Annotated in this window: 17 protein-coding genes and 1 riboswitch; of the genes, 15 read left to right on the forward strand and 2 right to left on the reverse strand. The window is 62.1% G+C overall.

Annotated elements, in window-relative coordinates; translation table 11 throughout:
* Positions 1-61 precede the first annotated feature (61 nt).
* Positions 62-325 (reverse strand): DUF2790 domain-containing protein, encoded by a 264-nt coding sequence (locus NRG23_RS27495; protein ID WP_038634332.1) that lies wholly within the window; start codon positions 323-325, stop codon positions 62-64.
* Between the two features lie 412 nt (positions 326-737).
* Here NRG23_RS27495 and acs point away from each other — a divergent pair, with 412 nt between their 5' ends.
* The 14 genes from acs to astE all read left to right on the forward strand — a co-directional run bounded on the left by acs (position 738) and on the right by astE (position 16,794).
* The gene (acs, locus tag NRG23_RS27500; protein WP_009050330.1) at positions 738-2,693 is read left to right on the forward strand and encodes an acetate--CoA ligase; all 1,956 of its coding nucleotides are present in this window, start codon (positions 738-740) and stop codon (positions 2,691-2,693) included.
* Positions 2,694-3,373: 680 nt separating this feature from the next.
* A complete protein-coding gene (locus tag NRG23_RS27505; protein WP_257373013.1) occupies positions 3,374-4,150 on the forward strand; it encodes an ABC transporter substrate-binding protein in 777 nt (258 codons plus the stop codon).
* 91 nt (positions 4,151-4,241) lie between these two features.
* A complete protein-coding gene (locus tag NRG23_RS27510) occupies positions 4,242-4,931 on the forward strand; it encodes an ABC transporter permease (protein ID WP_007921541.1) in 690 nt (229 codons plus the stop codon).
* A complete protein-coding gene (locus tag NRG23_RS27515; protein ID WP_009050328.1) occupies positions 4,928-5,626 on the forward strand; it encodes an ABC transporter permease in 699 nt (232 codons plus the stop codon). The genes NRG23_RS27510 and NRG23_RS27515 overlap by 4 nt, the downstream gene beginning before the upstream one ends.
* Position 5,627: 1 nt before the next feature.
* Positions 5,628-6,740 (forward strand): succinylglutamate desuccinylase/aspartoacylase family protein, encoded by a 1,113-nt coding sequence (locus NRG23_RS27520; protein ID WP_257373015.1) that lies wholly within the window; start codon positions 5,628-5,630, stop codon positions 6,738-6,740.
* 23 nt (positions 6,741-6,763) lie between these two features.
* Complete coding sequence (locus tag NRG23_RS27525; RefSeq protein WP_009045161.1) at positions 6,764-7,528, forward strand: ABC transporter ATP-binding protein; 765 nt, start codon at positions 6,764-6,766, stop codon at positions 7,526-7,528.
* 114 nt (positions 7,529-7,642) lie between these two features.
* Entirely contained in the window at positions 7,643-8,623 is a 981-nt protein-coding gene (gene argR / locus NRG23_RS27530) for a transcriptional regulator ArgR (protein ID WP_009045160.1), read from the forward strand.
* A gap of 326 nt (positions 8,624-8,949) precedes the next feature.
* Complete coding sequence (locus NRG23_RS27535; RefSeq protein WP_257373018.1) at positions 8,950-10,170, forward strand: aspartate aminotransferase family protein; 1,221 nt, start codon at positions 8,950-8,952, stop codon at positions 10,168-10,170.
* A gap of 133 nt (positions 10,171-10,303) precedes the next feature.
* On the forward strand, positions 10,304-11,323 hold the full coding sequence (aruF, locus tag NRG23_RS27540) for an arginine/ornithine succinyltransferase subunit alpha (RefSeq protein WP_007921551.1): 1,020 nt from the start codon (positions 10,304-10,306) through the stop codon (positions 11,321-11,323).
* Between the two features lie 54 nt (positions 11,324-11,377).
* Complete coding sequence (astA, locus tag NRG23_RS27545) at positions 11,378-12,403, forward strand: arginine N-succinyltransferase (protein WP_007921553.1); 1,026 nt, start codon at positions 11,378-11,380, stop codon at positions 12,401-12,403.
* Entirely contained in the window at positions 12,400-13,869 is a 1,470-nt protein-coding gene (gene astD, locus NRG23_RS27550) for a succinylglutamate-semialdehyde dehydrogenase (RefSeq protein WP_164485535.1), read from the forward strand. Before astA ends, astD begins: the two co-directional genes overlap by 4 nt.
* Before the next feature lie 203 nt (positions 13,870-14,072).
* A complete protein-coding gene (astB, locus tag NRG23_RS27555) occupies positions 14,073-15,419 on the forward strand; it encodes an N-succinylarginine dihydrolase (RefSeq protein WP_257373020.1) in 1,347 nt (448 codons plus the stop codon).
* A gap of 63 nt (positions 15,420-15,482) precedes the next feature.
* A complete protein-coding gene (locus NRG23_RS27560; RefSeq protein ID WP_007921560.1) occupies positions 15,483-15,770 on the forward strand; it encodes a hypothetical protein in 288 nt (95 codons plus the stop codon).
* A 13-nt stretch (positions 15,771-15,783) separates the two neighbouring features.
* A complete protein-coding gene (astE, locus tag NRG23_RS27565) occupies positions 15,784-16,794 on the forward strand; it encodes a succinylglutamate desuccinylase (protein ID WP_016702532.1) in 1,011 nt (336 codons plus the stop codon).
* Between the two features lie 179 nt (positions 16,795-16,973).
* On the opposite strand, the gene NRG23_RS27570 is transcribed toward astE, so the two are convergent.
* Positions 16,974-17,480, reverse strand: a complete 507-nt coding sequence (locus NRG23_RS27570; RefSeq protein WP_007921563.1) for a 6,7-dimethyl-8-ribityllumazine synthase — start codon at positions 17,478-17,480, stop codon at positions 16,974-16,976.
* A 122-nt stretch (positions 17,481-17,602) separates the two neighbouring features.
* Positions 17,603-17,774: riboswitch (FMN riboswitch) on the reverse strand.
* A 211-nt stretch (positions 17,775-17,985) separates the two neighbouring features.
* Between NRG23_RS27570 and ltaE the strand changes: the two genes are divergently transcribed.
* Complete coding sequence (gene ltaE, locus NRG23_RS27575) at positions 17,986-18,990, forward strand: low-specificity L-threonine aldolase (protein WP_257373021.1); 1,005 nt, start codon at positions 17,986-17,988, stop codon at positions 18,988-18,990.
* The last annotated feature ends 9 nt before the right edge of the window (positions 18,991-18,999 follow it).

Raw genomic sequence — 18,999 nt, forward strand, 5'->3', positions numbered from 1 at the left:
TTGCCGCAAGAAAGAGCTCTTGCGGCCGGCACTTATTGGAACTTGAAGAGCAACTTGAATATCAGCCGTTAGAGCAGCCATTACCCATGACGCGGTATTGCAGAATATGCCGCAGGCCTTTCGAGTCTTCATATTCCATACGCGCGGGTACAACTTCGCATACATCTGGAACTTCGCTCATGGAGATAACTTTGGCGATGTCCAGGTCGGACGAGTAAGAGTATTCCTCTACGGGCGGTTGCTGGCTGGCGACATCAGTCGGGATCTCGTCGGCCATTGCTGTAGCGCAAAGACTGCTGAGGGCCAGAACTAATAAAGCTTTCATTTTGATTTCACCTTTCTAAGGTCGTGTGGGGTCACGCAGCCTTTGTGGGGCTGCGTGTGGAACTTGAGTGGAAGTCTGGATTAACTGCCTTCGTGGGGGCTGTAACTTGGTTAATCACATTGCCTTGTTGGCGAGGTTGATTTTAGGCGCCTGAGTAGGTGCTATACAGGCGTGCTTTTGATAAACACTATTGACGGTTTTTGTAACAATCCCGGCAAAAACGCCCCCCAGTGGCCTGGCAGCGGTCCGCTACTTGCCGCAGAAGCTGCTGCAAGTACCGTAATAGAAGGGCTAAAGCACTTTTCAGGGGGATTGGCCGGGGGTTGTTACTACCATCGTCGAATGGTTCTATAGGCCCGCCCCGGCTACAACGGGGTCATACAACAACAACTATGTCACCGAGGTAAGAAAGATGAGTGCGGCTTCTCTGTATCCCGTTCGTCCCGAGGTTGCGGCCAACACGCTGACTGACGAGGCGACCTACAAGGCCATGTACCAGCAGTCGGTCGTCAACCCGGACGGCTTCTGGCGCGAACAAGCCAAGCGCCTCGACTGGATCAAGCCTTTCACCACGGTGAAGCAGACCTCCTTCGACGATCACCATGTCGATATCAAGTGGTTTGCCGACGGCACCCTCAACGTTTCCTACAACTGCCTGGATCGCCACCTGGCCGAGCGCGGCGATCAGATCGCGATCATTTGGGAGGGCGACGATCCTTCCGAAAGCCGCAACATCACCTACCGCGAACTGCACGAACAAGTCTGCAAGTTCGCCAACGCCCTGCGTGGCCAGGACGTGCACCGCGGCGACGTGGTGACTATCTATATGCCGATGATCCCCGAGGCCGTGGTCGCCATGCTGGCCTGTACCCGGATCGGTGCGATTCACTCGGTGGTGTTCGGCGGCTTCTCGCCGGAAGCACTGGCCGGCCGCATCATCGACTGCAAGTCCAAGGTGGTGATCACTGCTGACGAAGGCATCCGCGCGGGCAAGAAGATTCCGCTCAAGGCCAATGTCGACGACGCGCTGACCAACCCGGAAACCAGCAGCATCCAGAAGGTCATCGTGTGCAAGCGCACCAATGGCCAGATCAAGTGGAACCAGCATCGCGACATCTGGTACGAAGACTTGATGAAGGTGGCCGGTACCGTCTGCGCACCAAAAGAAATGGGCGCCGAGGAAGCGCTGTTCATCCTTTATACCTCCGGTTCCACCGGTAAGCCCAAAGGCGTGCAGCACACCACTGGCGGCTACCTGCTGTATGCGGCCCTGACCCACGAGCGCGTGTTCGATTACCGTCCGGGGGAAATCTACTGGTGCACCGCCGACGTCGGCTGGGTCACCGGCCATACCTATATCGTCTATGGCCCGCTGGCCAATGGCGCGACCACCGTGCTGTTCGAGGGCGTGCCGAACTACCCGGACGTGACCCGCGTGGCGAAGATCGTCGACAAGCACAAGGTCAATATCCTCTACACCGCGCCGACCGCGATCCGCGCCATGATGGCCTCGGGTAGCGCCGCCTGCGAAGGCGCCGATGGCAGCAGCCTGCGCCTGCTGGGTTCGGTGGGTGAGCCGATCAACCCGGAAGCCTGGGACTGGTACTACAAGAACGTCGGTCAATCCCGTTGCCCGATCGTCGATACCTGGTGGCAGACCGAGACCGGCGCGACCCTGATGAGCCCGCTGCCGGGCGCCCATGCCCTCAAGCCGGGTTCGGCGGCTCGTCCGTTCTTTGGTGTGGTGCCGGCGCTGGTGGACAACCTGGGCAACATCATCGAGGGCGCCGCCGAAGGCAACCTGGTGATCCTCGATTCGTGGCCAGGCCAGGCGCGCACCCTGTATGGCGACCACGATCGTTTCGTCGATACCTACTTCAAGACCTTCCGTGGCATGTACTTCACCGGTGACGGTGCCCGTCGCGATGAAGACGGCTACTGGTGGATCACCGGGCGGGTGGACGACGTGCTCAACGTCTCCGGCCACCGCATGGGGACTGCCGAGATCGAAAGCGCCATGGTCGCGCACCCGAAAGTCGCCGAAGCGGCGGTGGTCGGTGTGCCCCACGACATCAAGGGGCAGGGCATTTATGTCTACGTCACCCTCAACGGTGGCGAAGAACCAAGCGAAGCACTGCGCCTGGAGCTGAAGAACTGGGTGCGCAAGGAGATCGGTCCGATCGCCTCGCCGGATGTCATCCAGTGGGCGCCGGGGCTGCCGAAGACCCGTTCCGGGAAGATCATGCGCCGTATCCTGCGCAAGATCGCCACCGCGGAATACGACAGCCTGGGGGATATTTCCACCCTGGCCGACCCGGGCGTGGTGCAGCATCTGGTCGATACCCACAAGACCATGAACGTCGCCTAAGACGAATCGGTCTCAGTGAAAGCCCCGCCCGGCCTTGTGCCGGGCGGGGCTTTTTTATGGGTGTTACTGCCGCCTCCTGTAGCCGCTGCCGCAGGCTGCGATCGGCTCCACAGGAGACACGCTCTTGAAGGCCCTGAAAGGCCCTTCGGCCTTATCGCAGCCTGCGGCAGCGGCTACAGGCAGCGGCTTTTCGATCGAATAAATATCGGCATGTCCATCAGGCGTATCTGAATGTTACCGGCAGCAGGGAATGTGTAACCCGCTGCCCGGATTCGGGGCAATGAGAAACGCCAGGCCCCGTTTCAGGGCCTTTTCGGGGCCTGTAAAAAATAAGTCATAACGCTGCGCTTGCCGGAATAGAAGGCTTTGCGAATAATAGGCCCGCAATTTGCAACGTAGATAGGTTTATCGTCTTTTGCTCTTGCATAAACTTGAAGAGCTGTCAATGTGCTCGACCTGGTTTCTCAGTGCTTCTGTAATTTGTTGTCGCATTGAGGAAATATCGGCTTCGGGCCTGTCGTTAGAATGCCGATCACTCGCTCGTCGTAGCCTGCCGGAAACCCGCATGGGGTTCATGGCCAGGTCCTCAAGGACGCAGCACCGCTATCAGGTTCCACCCATTCGCATATTGGGCTGTCGCTCACTCTGCCGTTTTCGCCCTTTACCGATGGAGTCCTAAGATGAAGAAACTCGTGCTTCTTGGCGCCCTGGCACTGTCCACCGTACTTTCCCTGCCGACATTCGCCGATGAAAAGCCTCTGAAAATTGGTATCGAAGCGGCTTACCCTCCATTCGCCTCCAAGGCTCCGGATGGCAGCATCGTTGGTTTCGACTACGACATCGGCAACGCCTTGTGCGAAGAAATGAAGGTCAAGTGCGTGTGGGTCGAGCAGGAGTTCGACGGTCTGATCCCTGCACTCAAGGTGCGCAAGATCGATGCGATCCTGTCGTCCATGTCGATCACCGACGACCGCAAGAAGTCCGTGGACTTCACCGGCAAGTACTACAACACCCCTGCGCGCCTGGTCATGAAGGCCGGCACCCAGGTCAGCGACGGCCTGGCCGAGCTCAAGGGCAAGAACATCGGCGTGCAGCGCGGTTCGATCCACGAGCGTTTCGCCCGTGAAGTACTGGCTCCGCTGGGTGCCGAGATCAAGCCATACGGCTCGCAGAACGAGATCTACCTGGACGTCGCGGCCGGTCGCCTCGATGGCACCGTGGCGGACGCTACCCTGTTGAACGACGGCTTCCTGAAAACCGACGCCGGCAAAGGCTTCGCGTTCGTCGGCCCGGCGTTCACCGACACCAAATACTTCGGCGACGGCGTGGGTATCGCCGTACGCAAGGGCGATGCGCTGAAAGACAAGATCACCGGTGCGATCGCTGCCATTCGCGAGAACGGCAAGTACAAGCAAATCCAGGACAAGTACTTCGATTTCGACATTTACGGCCAGTAAATCGTCGAGTCAGCAAGTCCGAGATGGCGCAAGCAGCAGAATCTCTGAAGTTTGCGCCATTTTTTCATCCCAATTTTCGAGGACCTGAATCATGTTGAAAGGCTACGGGGCTGTCATCCTCGATGGCGCTTGGCTGACGCTTCAGCTTGCCTTGTCGTCCATGGCCCTGGCCATCGTTCTGGGTCTGATCGGGGTCGCGCTGCGCCTCTCGCCGGTGCGCTGGCTGGCGTGGCTGGGCGACCTGTATTCCACGGTGATCCGCGGGATTCCCGACCTGGTGCTGATCCTGCTGATCTTCTATGGCGGCCAGGACCTGCTCAACCGTGTCGCGCCGATGCTGGGTTACGACGACTACATCGACCTGAACCCGCTGGCCGCCGGTATCGGCACCCTGGGCTTCATCTTCGGTGCCTACCTGTCGGAAACCTTCCGCGGTGCCTTCATGGCGATCCCCAAGGGGCAGGCGGAAGCGGGCATGGCCTACGGCATGAACAGCTTCCAGGTGTTCTTCCGGGTGCTGGTGCCGCAGATGATCCGCCTGGCGATTCCAGGCTTCACCAACAACTGGCTGGTACTGACCAAGGCCACCGCGCTGATTTCGGTGGTGGGCCTGCAAGACATGATGTTCAAGGCCAAGCAGGCGGCTGACGCCACCCGCGAGCCTTTCACCTTCTTCCTCGCGGTGGCGGCGATGTACCTGGTGATCACCAGTGTCTCGTTGCTGGCATTGCGTCACCTTGAGAAGCGCTACTCGGTAGGCGTAAGGGCGGCTGATCTATGATCTTCGACTACAACGTCATCTATGAGGCCTTGCCACTGTATTTCAGTGGCTTGCTGACCACCCTGAAACTCTTGGCCCTGTCGCTGTTCTTCGGTCTGCTGGTGGCGCTGCCCCTGGGGCTGATGCGGGTGTCCAAGCAGCCGATCGTCAACCTCAGCGCCTGGCTCTACACCTATGTGATCCGCGGCACGCCGATGCTGGTGCAACTGTTCCTGATCTACTACGGCCTGGCGCAGTTCGATGTGGTGCGCAAAAGCTTCCTCTGGCCGTGGCTGTCCAGCGCGACCTTCTGTGCGTGCCTGGCGTTCGCCATCAACACCAGCGCCTATACCGCGGAAATCATCGCCGGCAGCCTCAAGGCCACGCCGAACGGCGAGATCGAGGCGGCCAAGGCCATGGGCATGTCGCGCTACAAGATGTATGCCCGCATCCTGCTGCCCTCGGCCCTGCGTCGGGCGCTGCCGCAGTACAGCAACGAAGTGATCATGATGCTGCAGACCACCAGTCTGGCCTCCATCGTGACCCTGATCGACATCACCGGTGCGGCTCGTACGGTCAACGCGCAGTACTACCTGCCATTCGAGGCCTACATCACCGCCGGTGTGTTCTACCTGTGCCTGACCTTTATCCTGGTGCGCCTGTTCAAGCTGGCCGAAGGCCGCTGGCTGCGCTACCTGGCGCCGCGGAAGCACTGATATGGAACGCATTGACCACGCGTTGCCGTGGAGCCACCTGGGCAGCGAGCGGCAGATCTCGGTGTTCCGTTTCGGCCGCGGCGAGCGCAAGGCCTATATCCAGGCCAGCCTGCATGCGGACGAACTGCCTGGGATGCGCACCGCCTGGGAGCTGAAAAAGCGCCTGGTCGAACTGGAGGCCCAGGGTGCGCTGAATGGCGTGATCGAACTGGTGCCGGTGGCCAACCCGATGGGCTTGGGGCAGCTGTTGCAAGGCAATCACCAGGGGCGGTTCGAGGCTGGCAGCGGCAAGAACTTCAACCGCGATTTCGTCGAGCTGAGCGCGCCGGTCGCGGCCCGTCTGGATGGGTGCCTGGGGGATGATCCGCACGCCAATATCCAGATGATTCGCCAGGCCATGAGCGATGTGCTGGCCGAACTGCCAGCGCCGTCGAGCCAGCTGCAAGGCATGCAGCGCATTCTCCTGAGCCACGCCTGCACCGCGGATGTGGTGCTGGACCTGCACTGCGATGCGGAAGCGGCGCTGCATATGTACGCCTTGCCGCAGCATTGGCCGCAATGGCGTTCCCTGGCGGCTCATCTGAGTGTGCGGGTCGGCCTGCTGGCGGAAGATTCCGGCGGCAGCTCGTTCGACGAAGCCTGTTCGCTGCCCTGGCTGCGCCTGTCGCGCCAGTTCCCGCAGGCGCAGATTCCACTGGCCTGCCTGGCGACCACTCTCGAGCTGGGCGGCCAGGCCGACACCGGTCGCCCGCAAGCCGAGGCGCACGCCGAAGGCATCCTGGCGTTCCTCGCCGAGCAGGGGCTGATTGCGGGTGAGTGGCCGGCGCCGCAGCATGAGGCGTGCGAGGCCATGCCTTTCGAGGGCACCGAATTGTTGTTTGCGCCGCATCCCGGCGTGGTGAGTTTTCTGCGTCCGGCCGGTAGCTGGGTGGAGAAGGGCGAGCCGATTTTTGAAGTGATTGATCCCTTATCCGATCGGGTCAGCACCCTGTGTGCTGGCACCAGCGGCGTGTTGTTCGCCGTTGAGCGGCTGCGTTACGCCCAACCCGGTTTCTGGCTGGCCAAGGTGGCGGGGCGCGAAGCGCTGCGGCACGGGCGCTTGCTCAACGACTGACTGCTTTTGTGAGAACCGACAGCATGTACAAACTTGAAGTCCAAGACCTGCATAAACGCTATGGCAGTCACGAAGTGCTCAAGGGCGTGTCCCTGAAAGCGGCGGCTGGCGATGTGATCAGCATCATCGGCTCCAGTGGCTCCGGCAAATCCACCTTCCTGCGTTGCATCAACCTGCTGGAGCAGCCGCACGCCGGCAAGATCCTGCTGAACAACGAAGAGTTGAAGCTGGTGGCGAACAAGGACGGCGCGCTGAAGGCGGCGGATCCAAAACAGCTGCAACGCATGCGTTCGCGCCTGTCGATGGTGTTCCAGCACTTCAACCTGTGGTCGCACATGACCGCCATCGAAAACATCATGGAAGCGCCGGTGCATGTGCTCGGCGTACCCAAGGCCGAAGCCCGTGCAAAGGCCGAGCACTACCTGGCCAAGGTCGGCGTGGCGCATCGCAAGGATGCCTACCCGGGCCATATGTCCGGTGGCGAGCAGCAGCGCGTGGCGATCGCCCGTGCGCTGGCGATGGAGCCTGAGGTCATGCTGTTCGACGAGCCGACTTCGGCGCTCGACCCCGAGCTGGTGGGCGACGTGCTGAAAGTGATGCAGGCCCTGGCCCAGGAAGGCCGGACCATGGTGGTGGTGACCCACGAAATGGGCTTTGCCCGTGAAGTCTCGAACCAGCTGATATTCCTGCACAAGGGCCTGGTGGAAGAAAGCGGCAACCCGCGCGAAGTGCTGGTCAATCCGCAATCGGAACGTTTGCAACAATTCCTCTCGGGCAGCCTGAAGTAAATCACTCCCGTAATGCACCAAATTAGGTCATGCTGCGCACCGCGCGCCAGATGGTCTAATTTGGTTGCAGCCGCCTTTGGCCTCTAACACTGTTTTCGTTTCGGATTGCCCGCCATGACTGCCCATCGAATTGGTTTCCTGATTTGGCCCAGCACTAAAGCCTTGACGCTGGCGCTGGCCGAGGAGGCCTTGCGTGTCGCTCAGCGCGTGCATCCGGAAGTGGTCTACGAACTGGCCTTCCTGCAGGCCGAGGCGCCGGCCGACGGCGCCTGGCAACTGCCGGGCGAACCTTGGTCGGGCAAGCTCGAAGGCTGCCAGAAACTGTTCCTGCTGGCCGATGAGCCGCCTGCCACCCTGGCGCCGGCCCTGAGCAGCGCGCTCAAGCAACTGGTGCGCGCCGGCTGTGTGATCGGTGGTTTGTCTGCCGGTGTGTATCCCTTGGCACAGCTGGGTTTGCTCGATGGTTATCGGGCTGCGGTGCACTGGCGCTGGCAGGACGATTTTGCCGAGCGCTTCCCCAAGGTCATCGCCACCAGCCATCTGTTCGATTGGGATCGCGATCGCCTGACAGCCTGTGGCGGAATGTCGGTGCTGGATCTGTTGCTGGCGGTGCTGGCCCGTGACCACGGCGCGGAATTGGCCGGCGCGGTCTCGGAAGAGTTGGTGGTCGAGCGTATCCGCGAAGGTGGCGAGCGCCAGCGCATTCCGTTGCAGAACCGCCTGGGTTCCAGCCACCCGAAGCTGACCCAGGCGGTGCTGCTGATGGAAGCCAATATCGAGGAGCCGCTGACCACCGACGAGATTGCCCAGCATGTGTGCGTCTCGCGTCGGCAGCTGGAGCGGATCTTCAAGCAATACCTCAATCGTGTGCCGAGCCAGTATTACCTGGAGCTGCGCCTGAACAAGGCGCGGCAGATGCTGATGCAGACCAGCAAGTCGATCATCCAGATCGGCCTGTCCTGCGGTTTCTCCTCGGGGCCGCATTTCTCCAGTGCCTACCGCAACTTCTTCGGCGCCACACCGCGGGAAGACCGCAACCAGCGGCGTAGCAGCAGCCCGTTCGAACTGTCTTCGGTGCCTTCCGAGCGCGGTTGATCCGCCTCTTCGTTTTGTCTGTCAGACTTTTATTGCGAGCAAGCTTCGCTCCTGCACGGAATGCATTCTTCTGTAGGAGCGAAGCTTGCTCGCGATGGCGCCTTAATGTGTGGCGCAAATCGTTGGACAATCCTGCCGTTAAAGCCTCCAGCAGTTTAAACTGCGCCTTTGCGACGCTATTTGTCGCATTGCCGTAAACCCGCGTAAAACCGGGGTTGGCGCTATAAGAAGTTGTCGCTTGGCGACAAGGTCGGGCAGAAAACTGTCCTTACAATCCCCCCATCGCTCGCCAGTTTCAGGCAGGCGTTCCTCTTCAGGAGACTCCGATGTCCGTTGAGCAAGCTCCGGTGCAACGCGCCGATTTCGATCAGGTCATGGTTCCCAACTATGCACCTGCAGCTTTCATTCCTGTGCGTGGCGCGGGTTCCCGAGTCTGGGATCAGTCGGGCCGAGAGCTGATCGACTTTGCCGGCGGAATCGCGGTCAACGTACTGGGCCACGCCCATCCGGCGCTGGTCGCTGCTCTGACCGAGCAAGCCAACAAGCTGTGGCATGTATCCAACGTCTTCACTAACGAGCCGGCCCTGCGCCTGGCCCACAAGCTGGTCGACGCCACCTTTGCCGAGCGTGCGTTCTTCTGTAACTCCGGCGCCGAAGCCAACGAGGCCGCCTTCAAGCTGGCCCGTCGTGTCGCTTTCGACCGTTTCGGCGCGGAAAAATACGAAATCATCGCGGCTCTCAACAGCTTCCACGGTCGCACCCTGTTCACCGTGAACGTGGGCGGCCAGTCGAAGTACTCCGACGGCTTCGGTCCTAAAATTACCGGTATCACCCACGTTCCCTACAACGATCTGGCGGCATTGAAAGCGGCGATTTCGGACAAGACCTGCGCGGTGGTACTGGAGCCGATCCAGGGCGAAGGCGGTGTGTTGCCAGCCGAGAAGGCTTACCTGCAAGGCGCCCGCGAGCTGTGCGACGCGCACAACGCGCTGCTGGTGTTCGACGAAGTGCAGACCGGCATGGGCCGCAGCGGCGAGCTGTTCGCCTATATGCACTACGGCGTGACCCCGGACATCCTGACCAGCGCCAAGAGCCTGGGCGGCGGTTTCCCGATCGCCGCGATGCTGACCACCGAAGCGCTGGCCAAGCACCTGATGGTCGGTACCCACGGCACCACCTACGGTGGCAACCCGCTGGCATGCGCGGTGGCCGGCGCGGTGATCGACGTGATCAATACGCCCGAAGTGTTGAACGGTGTGAAGGCCAAGCACGATCGCTTCAAGACCCGTCTGCAGCAGATCGGCGAGAAGTACGGCCTGTTCACCGAAGTGCGTGGCCTGGGCCTGCTGCTCGGTTGCGTGCTCAGCGATGCCTGGAAAGGCAAGGCCAAGGACGTGTTCAACGCCGCTGAAAAAGAAAACCTGATGATCCTCCAGGCCGGTCCGGACGTGGTGCGTTTCGCCCCGAGCCTGGTGGTCGAAGAGGCGGACATCGAAGAAGGTCTGCAGCGCTTCGAGCGCGCGGTAGCCAAGCTGACCCAGGCCTGATTCGGGCCGCGGTACTCCTCGGCGCTTGTCTTCAGGGCCAGCGTCGAGCCCCATTTTCGGTGCCGGGCTGTCCCGGCATTTTTTTCCCTGAGTCGGCCTCCTGGCCGGCCTGTTTCGAGTAAGGAGTGACACCATGCTGGTGATGCGCCCCGCGCAAATGGCTGATCTGGGCGAGGTACAGCGTCTGGCTGCGGACAGCCCGATTGGTGTCACTTCCTTGCCGGATGACGTGGAACGCCTGAGCGACAAGATCGCGGCAAGCGAGGCTTCGTTCGCCGCCGAGGTGAGCTTCAATGGCGAGGAGAGCTACTTCTTCGTTCTCGAGGACACCGAAACCGGCAAGCTGGTCGGTTGCTCGGCCATCGTTGCTTCGGCCGGTTACTCCGAGCCGTTCTACAGCTTCCGTAACGAGACCTTCGTGCATGCCTCCCGCGAGCTGAAGATCCACAACAAGATCCACGTGCTTTCCCAGTGCCATGACCTGACCGGCAACAGCCTGCTGACCAGCTTCTATGTGGTCCCGGAGCTGGTGGGTTCGCCGTGGTCGGAACTCAATTCCCGCGGTCGCCTGCTGTTCGTCGCCAGCCACCCGGAGCGTTTCGCCGATTCGGTGGTGACCGAGATCGTCGGCTACAGCGACGAGAACGGCGACTCGCCGTTCTGGGACGCCATCGGCCGTAACTTCTTCGACCTCAACTACGCCGCCGCCGAGCGTCTGTGCGGGCTGAAAAGCCGTACCTTCCTCGCCGAGCTGATGCCGCATTACCCGATCTATGTGCCGCTGCTGCCGGATGCCGCGCAGGAAGCCATGGGCCAGGTGCATCCGCGGGCGCAGATCACCTTTGACATCCTGATGCGCGAAGGCTTCGAGACCGATCATTACATCGACATCTTCGACGGTGGCCCGACCCTGCATGCCCGGGTCTCGGGGATTCGTTCGATCGCCCAGAGCCGCGTGGTGCCGGTGAAGATCGGTGAGGTCGCCAAGGGCGGCGGACGCCAGTACCTGGTCGCCAACGCGCAGTTGCAGGATTACCGCGCGGTGATGCTGGAGCTGGATTACGCGCCGGGCAAACCGGTGACCCTGGATCTGCAAGCGGCCGAAGCCCTGGGCGTCGGCGAAGGTGCCAGCGTGCGCCTGGTGGCGGTTTAACGCCTTAAGCGAGTTTCGCGGGGGCCGTCAGCGGCGCCCGTCTGAGGAGATAGCATGATCGTTCGTCCCGTACGCAGCAGCGACTTACCCGCTCTGATCGACCTGGCCCGCAGCACCGGCACCGGCCTTACCACCTTGCCGGCCAATGAAGAACGCCTGAAGCACCGCGTGGGCTGGGCGGAAAAGACCTTCCGTGGCGAAGCCGAGCGGGGCGATGCGGATTACCTGTTCGTGCTTGAGGACGACAACGGCCGCGTGGTGGGGATTTCCGCGATTGCCGGCGCGGTCGGCCTGCGCGAGCCCTGGTACAACTTCCGGGTCGGCCTGACCGTCAGCGCCTCCCAGGAGCTGAACATCTACCGCGAGATTCCGACGCTGTTCCTGGCCAACGACCTGACCGGCAATTCCGAGTTGTGTTCGCTGTTCCTGCACGCCGATTACCGCACCGGCCTCAACGGCCGCATGCTGGCCAAGGCGCGCATGCTGTTCATCGCCGAATTCCCGCAGCTGTTCGGCAACAAGATCATCGCCGAGATGCGCGGCATGTCCGATGAAGCCGGGCGCTCGCCATTCTGGGAAAGCCTGGGCCGGCACTTTTTCAAGATGGAATTCAGCCAGGCCGACTACCTGACCGGCGTGGGCAACAAGGCGTTCATCGCCGAGCTGATGCCGAAGTTCCCGCTGTACACCTGCTTCCTCTCCGAGGGCGCGCGCAACGTGATCGGCAAGGTGCACACCGATACCGAGCCGGCGCTGGCGATGCTCAAGAGCGAGGGCTTCAGCTACCAGGGTTACGTCGACATCTTCGACGCCGGCCCGGCAGTGGAGTGCGAAACCGCCAAGATCCGCGCGGTGCGCGACAGCCAGGCGCTGGTGCTGGCCATCGGCACGCCGGGCGACGACGCCACGCCTTTCCTGATTCACAACCGCAAGCGCGAGGACTGCCGGATCACCGCCGCACCTGCGCGCTTTGCGTCGGGCACCCTGGTGGTTGATGCGCTGACCGCCAAACGCCTGCAACTCAATGCGGGCGATCAGGTCCGTGCCGTTGCGCTGTCTGCTTCCCGGGAGTCGAAATAATGAACACGCTGTACATCGCAGGCCAGTGGCTGCCAGGCCAGGGCGAAGCCTTTGAGTCGTTGAATCCGGTGACCCAGCAGGTGCTGTGGTCGGGCAACGGCGCCACCGTCGCCCAGGTTGAAAGTGCGGTGCAGGCCGCGCGCCAGGCATTCCCGGCCTGGGCCAGGCGTTCGCTGGACGAGCGGATCGCGGTGCTGGAAGCCTTTGCCGCCAGCCTGAAAAGCCATGCCGACGAACTGGCCCGCTGCATCGGTGAGGAAACCGGCAAGCCGCTGTGGGAAGCCGCCACCGAAGTGACCAGCATGGTCAACAAGATCGCGATCTCGGTGCAGAGCTACCGTGAGCGTACCGGCGAGAAGAGCGGCCCGCTGGGCGACGCCACCGCGGTACTGCGGCACAAGCCCCACGGCGTGGTGGCGGTGTTCGGCCCTTACAACTTCCCCGGCCATCTGCCTAACGGTCATATCGTTCCTGCCCTGCTGGCAGGTAACAGCGTGCTGTTCAAACCCAGCGAACTGACCCCGAAAGTCGCCGAGCTGACGGTCAAATGCTGGATCGAAGCCGGCCTGCCGGCGGGTGTGTTGAACCTGCTGCAAGGCGCGCGGGAAACCGGCATCGCCCTGGCCGCCAACCCGGGTATCGACGGTCTGTTCTTCACCGGCTCCAGCCGCACCGGCAATCACCTGCACCAACAGTTCGCCGGCCGTCCGGACAAGATCCTCGCGCTGGAGATGGGCGGTAACAACCCGCTGGTGGTGGATCAGGTCGCGGACCTGGACGCGGCGGTCTACACCATCATTCAGTCGGCCTTCATTTCCGCCGGCCAGCGTTGCACCTGCGCGCGCCGCCTGCTGGTGCCGCAAGGTGCCTGGGGCGATCAGTTGCTGGAGCGCCTGGTAGCGGTCAGCTCGACCATCGAGGTCGGTGCCTTCGACCAGCAGCCGGCGCCGTTCATGGGCTCGGTGATTTCCCTCGGCGCTGCCCGCGCGTTGATGCAGGCCCAGGAAAACCTGTTGGCCAATGGCGCTGTGGCGTTGCTGGAAATGACCCAGCCGCAGGATCAGGCCGCACTGCTGACCCCGGGCATTCTCGACGTGACCGCCGTGGCTGAGCGCCCGGACGAAGAGTTGTTCGGCCCCTTGCTGCAAGTGATTCGCTACGCCGATTTCGAAGCGGCGATCGCCGAGGCCAACGACACCCAATACGGTCTGGCAGCAGGCCTGCTGTCGGATTCCGAGGCGCGTTACCAGCAGTTCTGGCTGGAAAGCCGGGCCGGCATCGTCAACTGGAACAAGCAACTGACCGGTGCCGCGAGCAGCGCGCCGTTCGGCGGCGTGGGCGCCTCGGGCAACCATCGCGCCAGTGCCTATTACGCCGCGGATTACTGCGCGTATCCGGTGGCGTCGCTGGAAACCGCAAGCCTGACCTTGCCGAGCGCGCTGACGCCGGGTGTACGCCTGGTGTGATGGGTTGCGCTGCAGATTGCTGGAAGGTCCTGCGACCTTCGCAGCCTGCAAAGCGGCTACAGAGAGCGGCGGGGCGTCGGTGGTTGTGGTAACCCTGTAGCCGCTGCCGCAGGCTGCGATCGCCTGCGAAGCGGGCGCCGACGGCCTCAAGACATGTACTGATACCGATGCCTATAACAACAGATTCTCGTGGAGCCTCGCTGATGAAATCCTATGAAGTCAATTTCGACGGTCTAGTGGGGCCTACCCATAACTACGGCGGCCTGTCCTACGGCAACGTCGCGTCCCAGAGCAACAGCCAGCAGTCTTCCAACCCCAAGGAAGCTGCGCTGCAGGGCCTGGCGAAAATGAAAGCGCTGATGGAAATGGGTTTCCAGCAAGGCGTGCTGGCGCCACAGGAACGCCCGGACGTGGCCGCCCTGCGTCGGTTGGGTTTTGCCGGCAGCGATGCGCAGGTCATCGAGCGCGCCGCCAAGGATGCGATGCCGCTGCTGGTCGCCAGTTGCTCGGCGTCGAGCATGTGGGTGGCCAACGCCGCCACGGTCAGCCCGAGCGCCGACACCGCTGACGGTCGCGTGCATTTCACCGCCGCCAACCTGAACTGCAAATATCACCGCAGCATCGAGCACCCGACCACCAGTCGTGTACTGGGGGCGATGTTCGCCGACCAGCAGCACTTCGCCCATCACGCGGCGTTGCCGGCGGTGGCGCAGTTCGGCGATGAAGGCGCGGCCAACCACACCCGTTTCTGCCGCGACTATGGCCAGGCCGGTGTCGAGTTCTTCGTCTTCGGTCGCAGTGCCTTCGATACCCGCTACCCGGCACCGCAGAAGTACCCGGCGCGCCAGACCCTGGAAGCCTCGCAGGCCGTCGCCCGGCTGCACGGCCTGAGCGACGACGGGGTGGTGTATGCCCAGCAGAACCCGTCGGTGATCGACCAGGGCGTGTTCCATAACGATGTGATCGCGGTGGGTAACGGCGAAGTGCTGTTCTACCACGAGGACGCGTTCCTCGAGACCGACAAGATGCTTGCCGAGCTGCAGGCCAAGCTGGGCAAGCGCGGCGGCAACTTCCAGTCGATCTGCGTGCCGCGCTCGCAGGTCACGGTGGAAGACGCGGTGCGCTCCTACCTGTTCAACAGCCAGTTGCTGTCCCGCGCCGATGGCTCGATGCTGCTGATCGTGCCGGAAGAGTGCCGCGGCAACGAGCGCGTCTGGCAGTACCTGCAAGGCCTGACCAGCTCCGGCGGCCTGATCCGCGAGGTGAAAGTCTTCGACCTCAAGCAGAGCATGCAGAACGGCGGTGGCCCGGCGTGCCTGCGGCTTCGGGTCGCGCTCAATCAAACCGAGCTGGCGGCGGTCAACCCAGGGGTTATCATGACCGCGCCGTTGTACGACACGCTGACCCAATGGGTCGACAAGCACTACCGCGACCGCCTGAGCGAAAACGATCTGGCGGACCCGCAATTGCTGCTTGAGTGCCGGACGGCACTGGATGAACTGACGCAAATCCTTAAACTGGGCGCGGTTTATCCATTCCAGATCAATTGAAAGCCCGCGCCTGTTTCCGCTGATCCAGGCGCGCCGCTTTACCTCCAGATGAGAGCGTAATAAATGAGCGATACCCTGCAGCTGATCCTTGAAGACACCGACGGCACTCAACTGGAAACTTCCTGCACCCGCGTTGCCGTGATGTGGCAAGGCAAGGAACTGTGGATCCAGCAGGACGGCCGCGGCCAGCTGCTGATCGGCGTGGACGTCGAGGAAGGCGACGAAGAGTACGCCAACCTGCTGCTGCGTCCATTGGCGACTAATCTGGTAAGTCTGCAACTGGAAATGGAACCGGCCGACGCTGGTGACGACGATCACGTGCATGGCCCTGACTGCCAGCACGACCATTAAGGAATAACGTTCTATGCTCGCCCTCGGCAAACTGCTTGAACTGACCCTCGCCGGTCGTGAACCGGCGGAGAAGACTCAACTGACTGTCGACGGCGTGCGGATGCGCTGGCTGAGCGAAGGTGCGCTGGAAGTCCGGCCACCCCAGGCGCGGGACAATGGCATGGACCTGCTGCTGTCCGCCGGCATCCACGGCAACGAGACGGCACCGATCGAGTTGCTCGACCGTCTGTTGCACGACATCGCTCGCGGCGACCTCAAGCCGTGCGCACGCATTCTGTTTCTGTTCGGCAACCCCGAGGCCATGCGCCGCGGCGAGCGTTTCATCGAGCAGGACATCAACCGGCTGTTCAACGGCCGTCACGAACAAAGCAGTGGCAACGAAGCCTTGCGCGCCTGCGAGCTGGAGCGCCTGGCGGCGAGTTTCTTCAGCCTGCCGGACCGTACTCGCCTGCACTACGACCTGCACACGGCGATCCGCGGTTCGAAGATCGAACAGTTCGCCCTGTATCCGTGGAAGGAAGGTCGCCAGCACTCGCGCCGGGAGCTGGTGCGCCTGCGGGCCGCGGGCATGGAGGCGGTGCTGCTGCAGAACAAGCCGTCCATCGTGTTCAGCTCCTATACCTACGACAAGCTGGACGCCGAGTCTTTCACCCTGGAACTGGGTAAGGCACGGCCGTTCGGGCAGAACCAGGGGGTGAATGTCGAGCGTCTGGAAACCCGTCTGAAGCAGATCATCGAAGGCCGCGAACCGCCCATGGCGGAGGAGAAGCTGGATGGCTTGCAGCTGTTCAGCGTCGCTCGGGAAATCATCAAGCACAGCGATACCTTCCACCTGCATCTGCCGGCGGATATCGAGAATTTCTCCGAACTGGAAGTGGGTTACCTGCTGGCCGACGACATCGCCCAGACCCGCTGGATAGTCGAGGAGGAGGGTGCGCGGATCATTTTCCCCAACCCCAAGGTGAAAAACGGCCTGCGTGCCGGGATCCTGATCGTGCCGACCACGGCTGACGGCCTGGCCTGAGCTGTAGCTGCTGCCGAAGGCTGCGATCGACCGCGTAGCGGGCGCCGCCTTTGAGGTTAATTAGAAGGCCCTGCGGGCCTTATCGCAGCCTGCGGCAGCGGCCACAAAAAACATCGCGAGCCAGCCCGATCCTTGCTGGAACGAGCAGGCTCGCGATTTTTGCTTTCAGCGTCTGACGCTTACACCGCTACCCGCTGCTCAGGGCGACGCAGGGCGCGAGTCTTGTGCAGGGTGTCGGCGCAGGTCTTCGCCGCTTCCTGGCCCTTGTGCACGAAATGCTCGAAGAAGAATTTCTGATGTTCTTCGCCGGCGTGGAAGTGGTGCGGGGTCAAGACCACCGAGAACACGGGCACTTCGGTTTCCAGCTGGACCTGCATCAGGCCGCTGATCACCGACTGGGCGACGAACTCGTGGCGGTAGATACCGCCGTCCACCACCAGGCCTGCGGCGACGATGCCGGCATACCGGCCGGACTTGGCCAGCAGCTTGGCGTGCAGTGGAATTTCAAAGGCGCCGCCGACTTCGAAGAAGTCGATATCGCTTTCCTGATAACCCTGGGCGAGCATTTCGCTGACGAAACCTTTGCGGCTCTGGTCGACGATTTCCTTGTGCCAGCAGGCCTGGATAAACGCCACGCGTTCACCGTGATGCTGTTTGCTTTTGCTATCGATTGCGGTGGGTTGCATCTGTTCTGACTCCTGTTTGTGTGAAAAACAGGGCGTTATGAATCGAAAGGGATTTAAGGGTACGTACCGGCCAGGCGCACAAACAGTCGCGCGCAGGTCTGTGGACGGCCCTTTGGCGCCAATCCCGTTCTCTCTTCATCCGGACTATGACCGTCGGCCCCGGGATCACACCGGGTCTGCTGACCTTGCCGTCATTCGCCGCCGAAGCGGTACCTGTCGCCAAGCGCTCGCGGGCTATGCGCATTGCGCGCAATTACCGCCGGTGGGGAATTACACCCCGCCCTGAGAACGTTGCCACCGGGCTTTGCGGCGGCGGTGAGTTTGTAACACATATTTTTCGGCAGTGCATTGCAGCTTTTGGATGATAAGCATCGGGTTTTCATCTCCATCGATGGGCTTTTCCTGGGCGGGCCTTGATAAATCGCGGTTGTGCCCGTAGTAATTCAGTTCGAAAGAATTTCCTTATCCGCAGCGACGTCCGCGTCCCCTTGCCGAGGCCTGATTCATGAGCGTTATCGATCTTCGTAGTGACACTGTTACCCAACCCACGGCGGGGATGCTGGAGGCAATGGCCACGGCGGCCACGGGCGATGATGTCTACGGCGAAGATCCGACGGTCAACCGCCTGGAAGTCGAACTGGCGCAGCGCCTCGGGTTCGCCGAGGCGTTGTTCGTGCCGACCGGCACCATGAGCAACCTGCTGGGCTTGATGGGCCATTGTGGGCGTGGCGACGAATACATCGTCGGCCAGCAGGCGCATACCTATAAGTACGAGGGGGGCGGGGCGGCGGTGCTGGGCTCGATCCAGCCCCAGCCGCTGGAAGTCCAGGCCGACGGCTCGCTGGACCTGGCCCAGGTCGCCGCGGCGATCAAGCCGGACGATTTCCACTTTGCCCGTACCCGCCTGCTGGCGCTGGAAAACACCATGCAGGGCAAGGTGCTGCCGTTGAGCTATCTGGCGCAGGCCCGGGCCTTCACCCGTGAGCATGGCCTGGCCTTGCACCTGGACGGCGCGCGCTTGTACAACGCAGCGGTCAAGCTGGGCGTCGATGCACGGGAGATTACCCAGCACTTCGACTCGGTCTCGGTGTGCCTGTCCAAGGGGCTGGGCGCGCCGGTGGGCTCGGTGCTGTGCGGTTCGGCGGAGCTGATCGGCAAGGCCCGACGCCTGCGCAAGATGGTCGGGGGCGGCATGCGCCAGGCCGGGATCCTGGCCGCGGCGGGCCTGTATGCGCTCGATCAGCATGTAGCGCGCCTGGCCGACGACCATGCCAATGCCCGGTTGCTGGCCGAGGGGCTGCGTGAGGCGGGCTATGAGGTCGAGCCGGTGCAGACCAACATGGTCTATGTGGCGATGGGTGACAGGGCAGAGGCCCTCAAGGCCTTCGCCGGCGAGCGCGGGATCAGGCTGAGCGCCGCGTCACGGCTGCGGATGGTCACCCATATGGACGTCAGTCGTGCACAAATCGAGCAAGTCGTCGGGACTTTTATCGATTTTTCCCGCAACTGACAGTGTTAG

Source organism: Pseudomonas sp. T8, assembly GCF_024610635.1.
Taxonomy (GTDB): Bacteria; Pseudomonadota; Gammaproteobacteria; order Pseudomonadales; family Pseudomonadaceae; genus Aquipseudomonas; species Aquipseudomonas chlororaphis_I.

Bases quoted from the DNA above. Each gene is read 5' to 3' on its own strand.
- astA (WP_007921553.1), top strand. From the start codon at position 11,378: ATGATCGTTCGTCCCGTACGCAGCAGCGACTTACCCGCTCTGATCGAC.
- aruF (WP_007921551.1), top strand. From the start codon at position 10,304: ATGCTGGTGATGCGCCCCGCGCAAATGGCTGATCTGGGCGAGGTACAG.
- astE (WP_016702532.1), top strand. From the start codon at position 15,784: ATGCTCGCCCTCGGCAAACTGCTTGAACTGACCCTCGCCGGTCGTGAA.
- NRG23_RS27570 (WP_007921563.1), bottom strand. From the start codon at position 17,480: ATGCAACCCACCGCAATCGATAGCAAAAGCAAACAGCATCACGGTGAA.
- NRG23_RS27525 (WP_009045161.1), top strand. From the start codon at position 6,764: ATGTACAAACTTGAAGTCCAAGACCTGCATAAACGCTATGGCAGTCAC.
- NRG23_RS27495 (WP_038634332.1), bottom strand. From the start codon at position 325: ATGAAAGCTTTATTAGTTCTGGCCCTCAGCAGTCTTTGCGCTACAGCA.
- NRG23_RS27535 (WP_257373018.1), top strand. From the start codon at position 8,950: ATGTCCGTTGAGCAAGCTCCGGTGCAACGCGCCGATTTCGATCAGGTC.
- NRG23_RS27560 (WP_007921560.1), top strand. From the start codon at position 15,483: ATGAGCGATACCCTGCAGCTGATCCTTGAAGACACCGACGGCACTCAA.
- astB (WP_257373020.1), top strand. From the start codon at position 14,073: ATGAAATCCTATGAAGTCAATTTCGACGGTCTAGTGGGGCCTACCCAT.
- acs (WP_009050330.1), top strand. From the start codon at position 738: ATGAGTGCGGCTTCTCTGTATCCCGTTCGTCCCGAGGTTGCGGCCAAC.
- NRG23_RS27510 (WP_007921541.1), top strand. From the start codon at position 4,242: ATGTTGAAAGGCTACGGGGCTGTCATCCTCGATGGCGCTTGGCTGACG.
- ltaE (WP_257373021.1), top strand. From the start codon at position 17,986: ATGAGCGTTATCGATCTTCGTAGTGACACTGTTACCCAACCCACGGCG.
- argR (WP_009045160.1), top strand. From the start codon at position 7,643: ATGACTGCCCATCGAATTGGTTTCCTGATTTGGCCCAGCACTAAAGCC.
- NRG23_RS27520 (WP_257373015.1), top strand. From the start codon at position 5,628: ATGGAACGCATTGACCACGCGTTGCCGTGGAGCCACCTGGGCAGCGAG.
- NRG23_RS27505 (WP_257373013.1), top strand. From the start codon at position 3,374: ATGAAGAAACTCGTGCTTCTTGGCGCCCTGGCACTGTCCACCGTACTT.
- NRG23_RS27515 (WP_009050328.1), top strand. From the start codon at position 4,928: ATGATCTTCGACTACAACGTCATCTATGAGGCCTTGCCACTGTATTTC.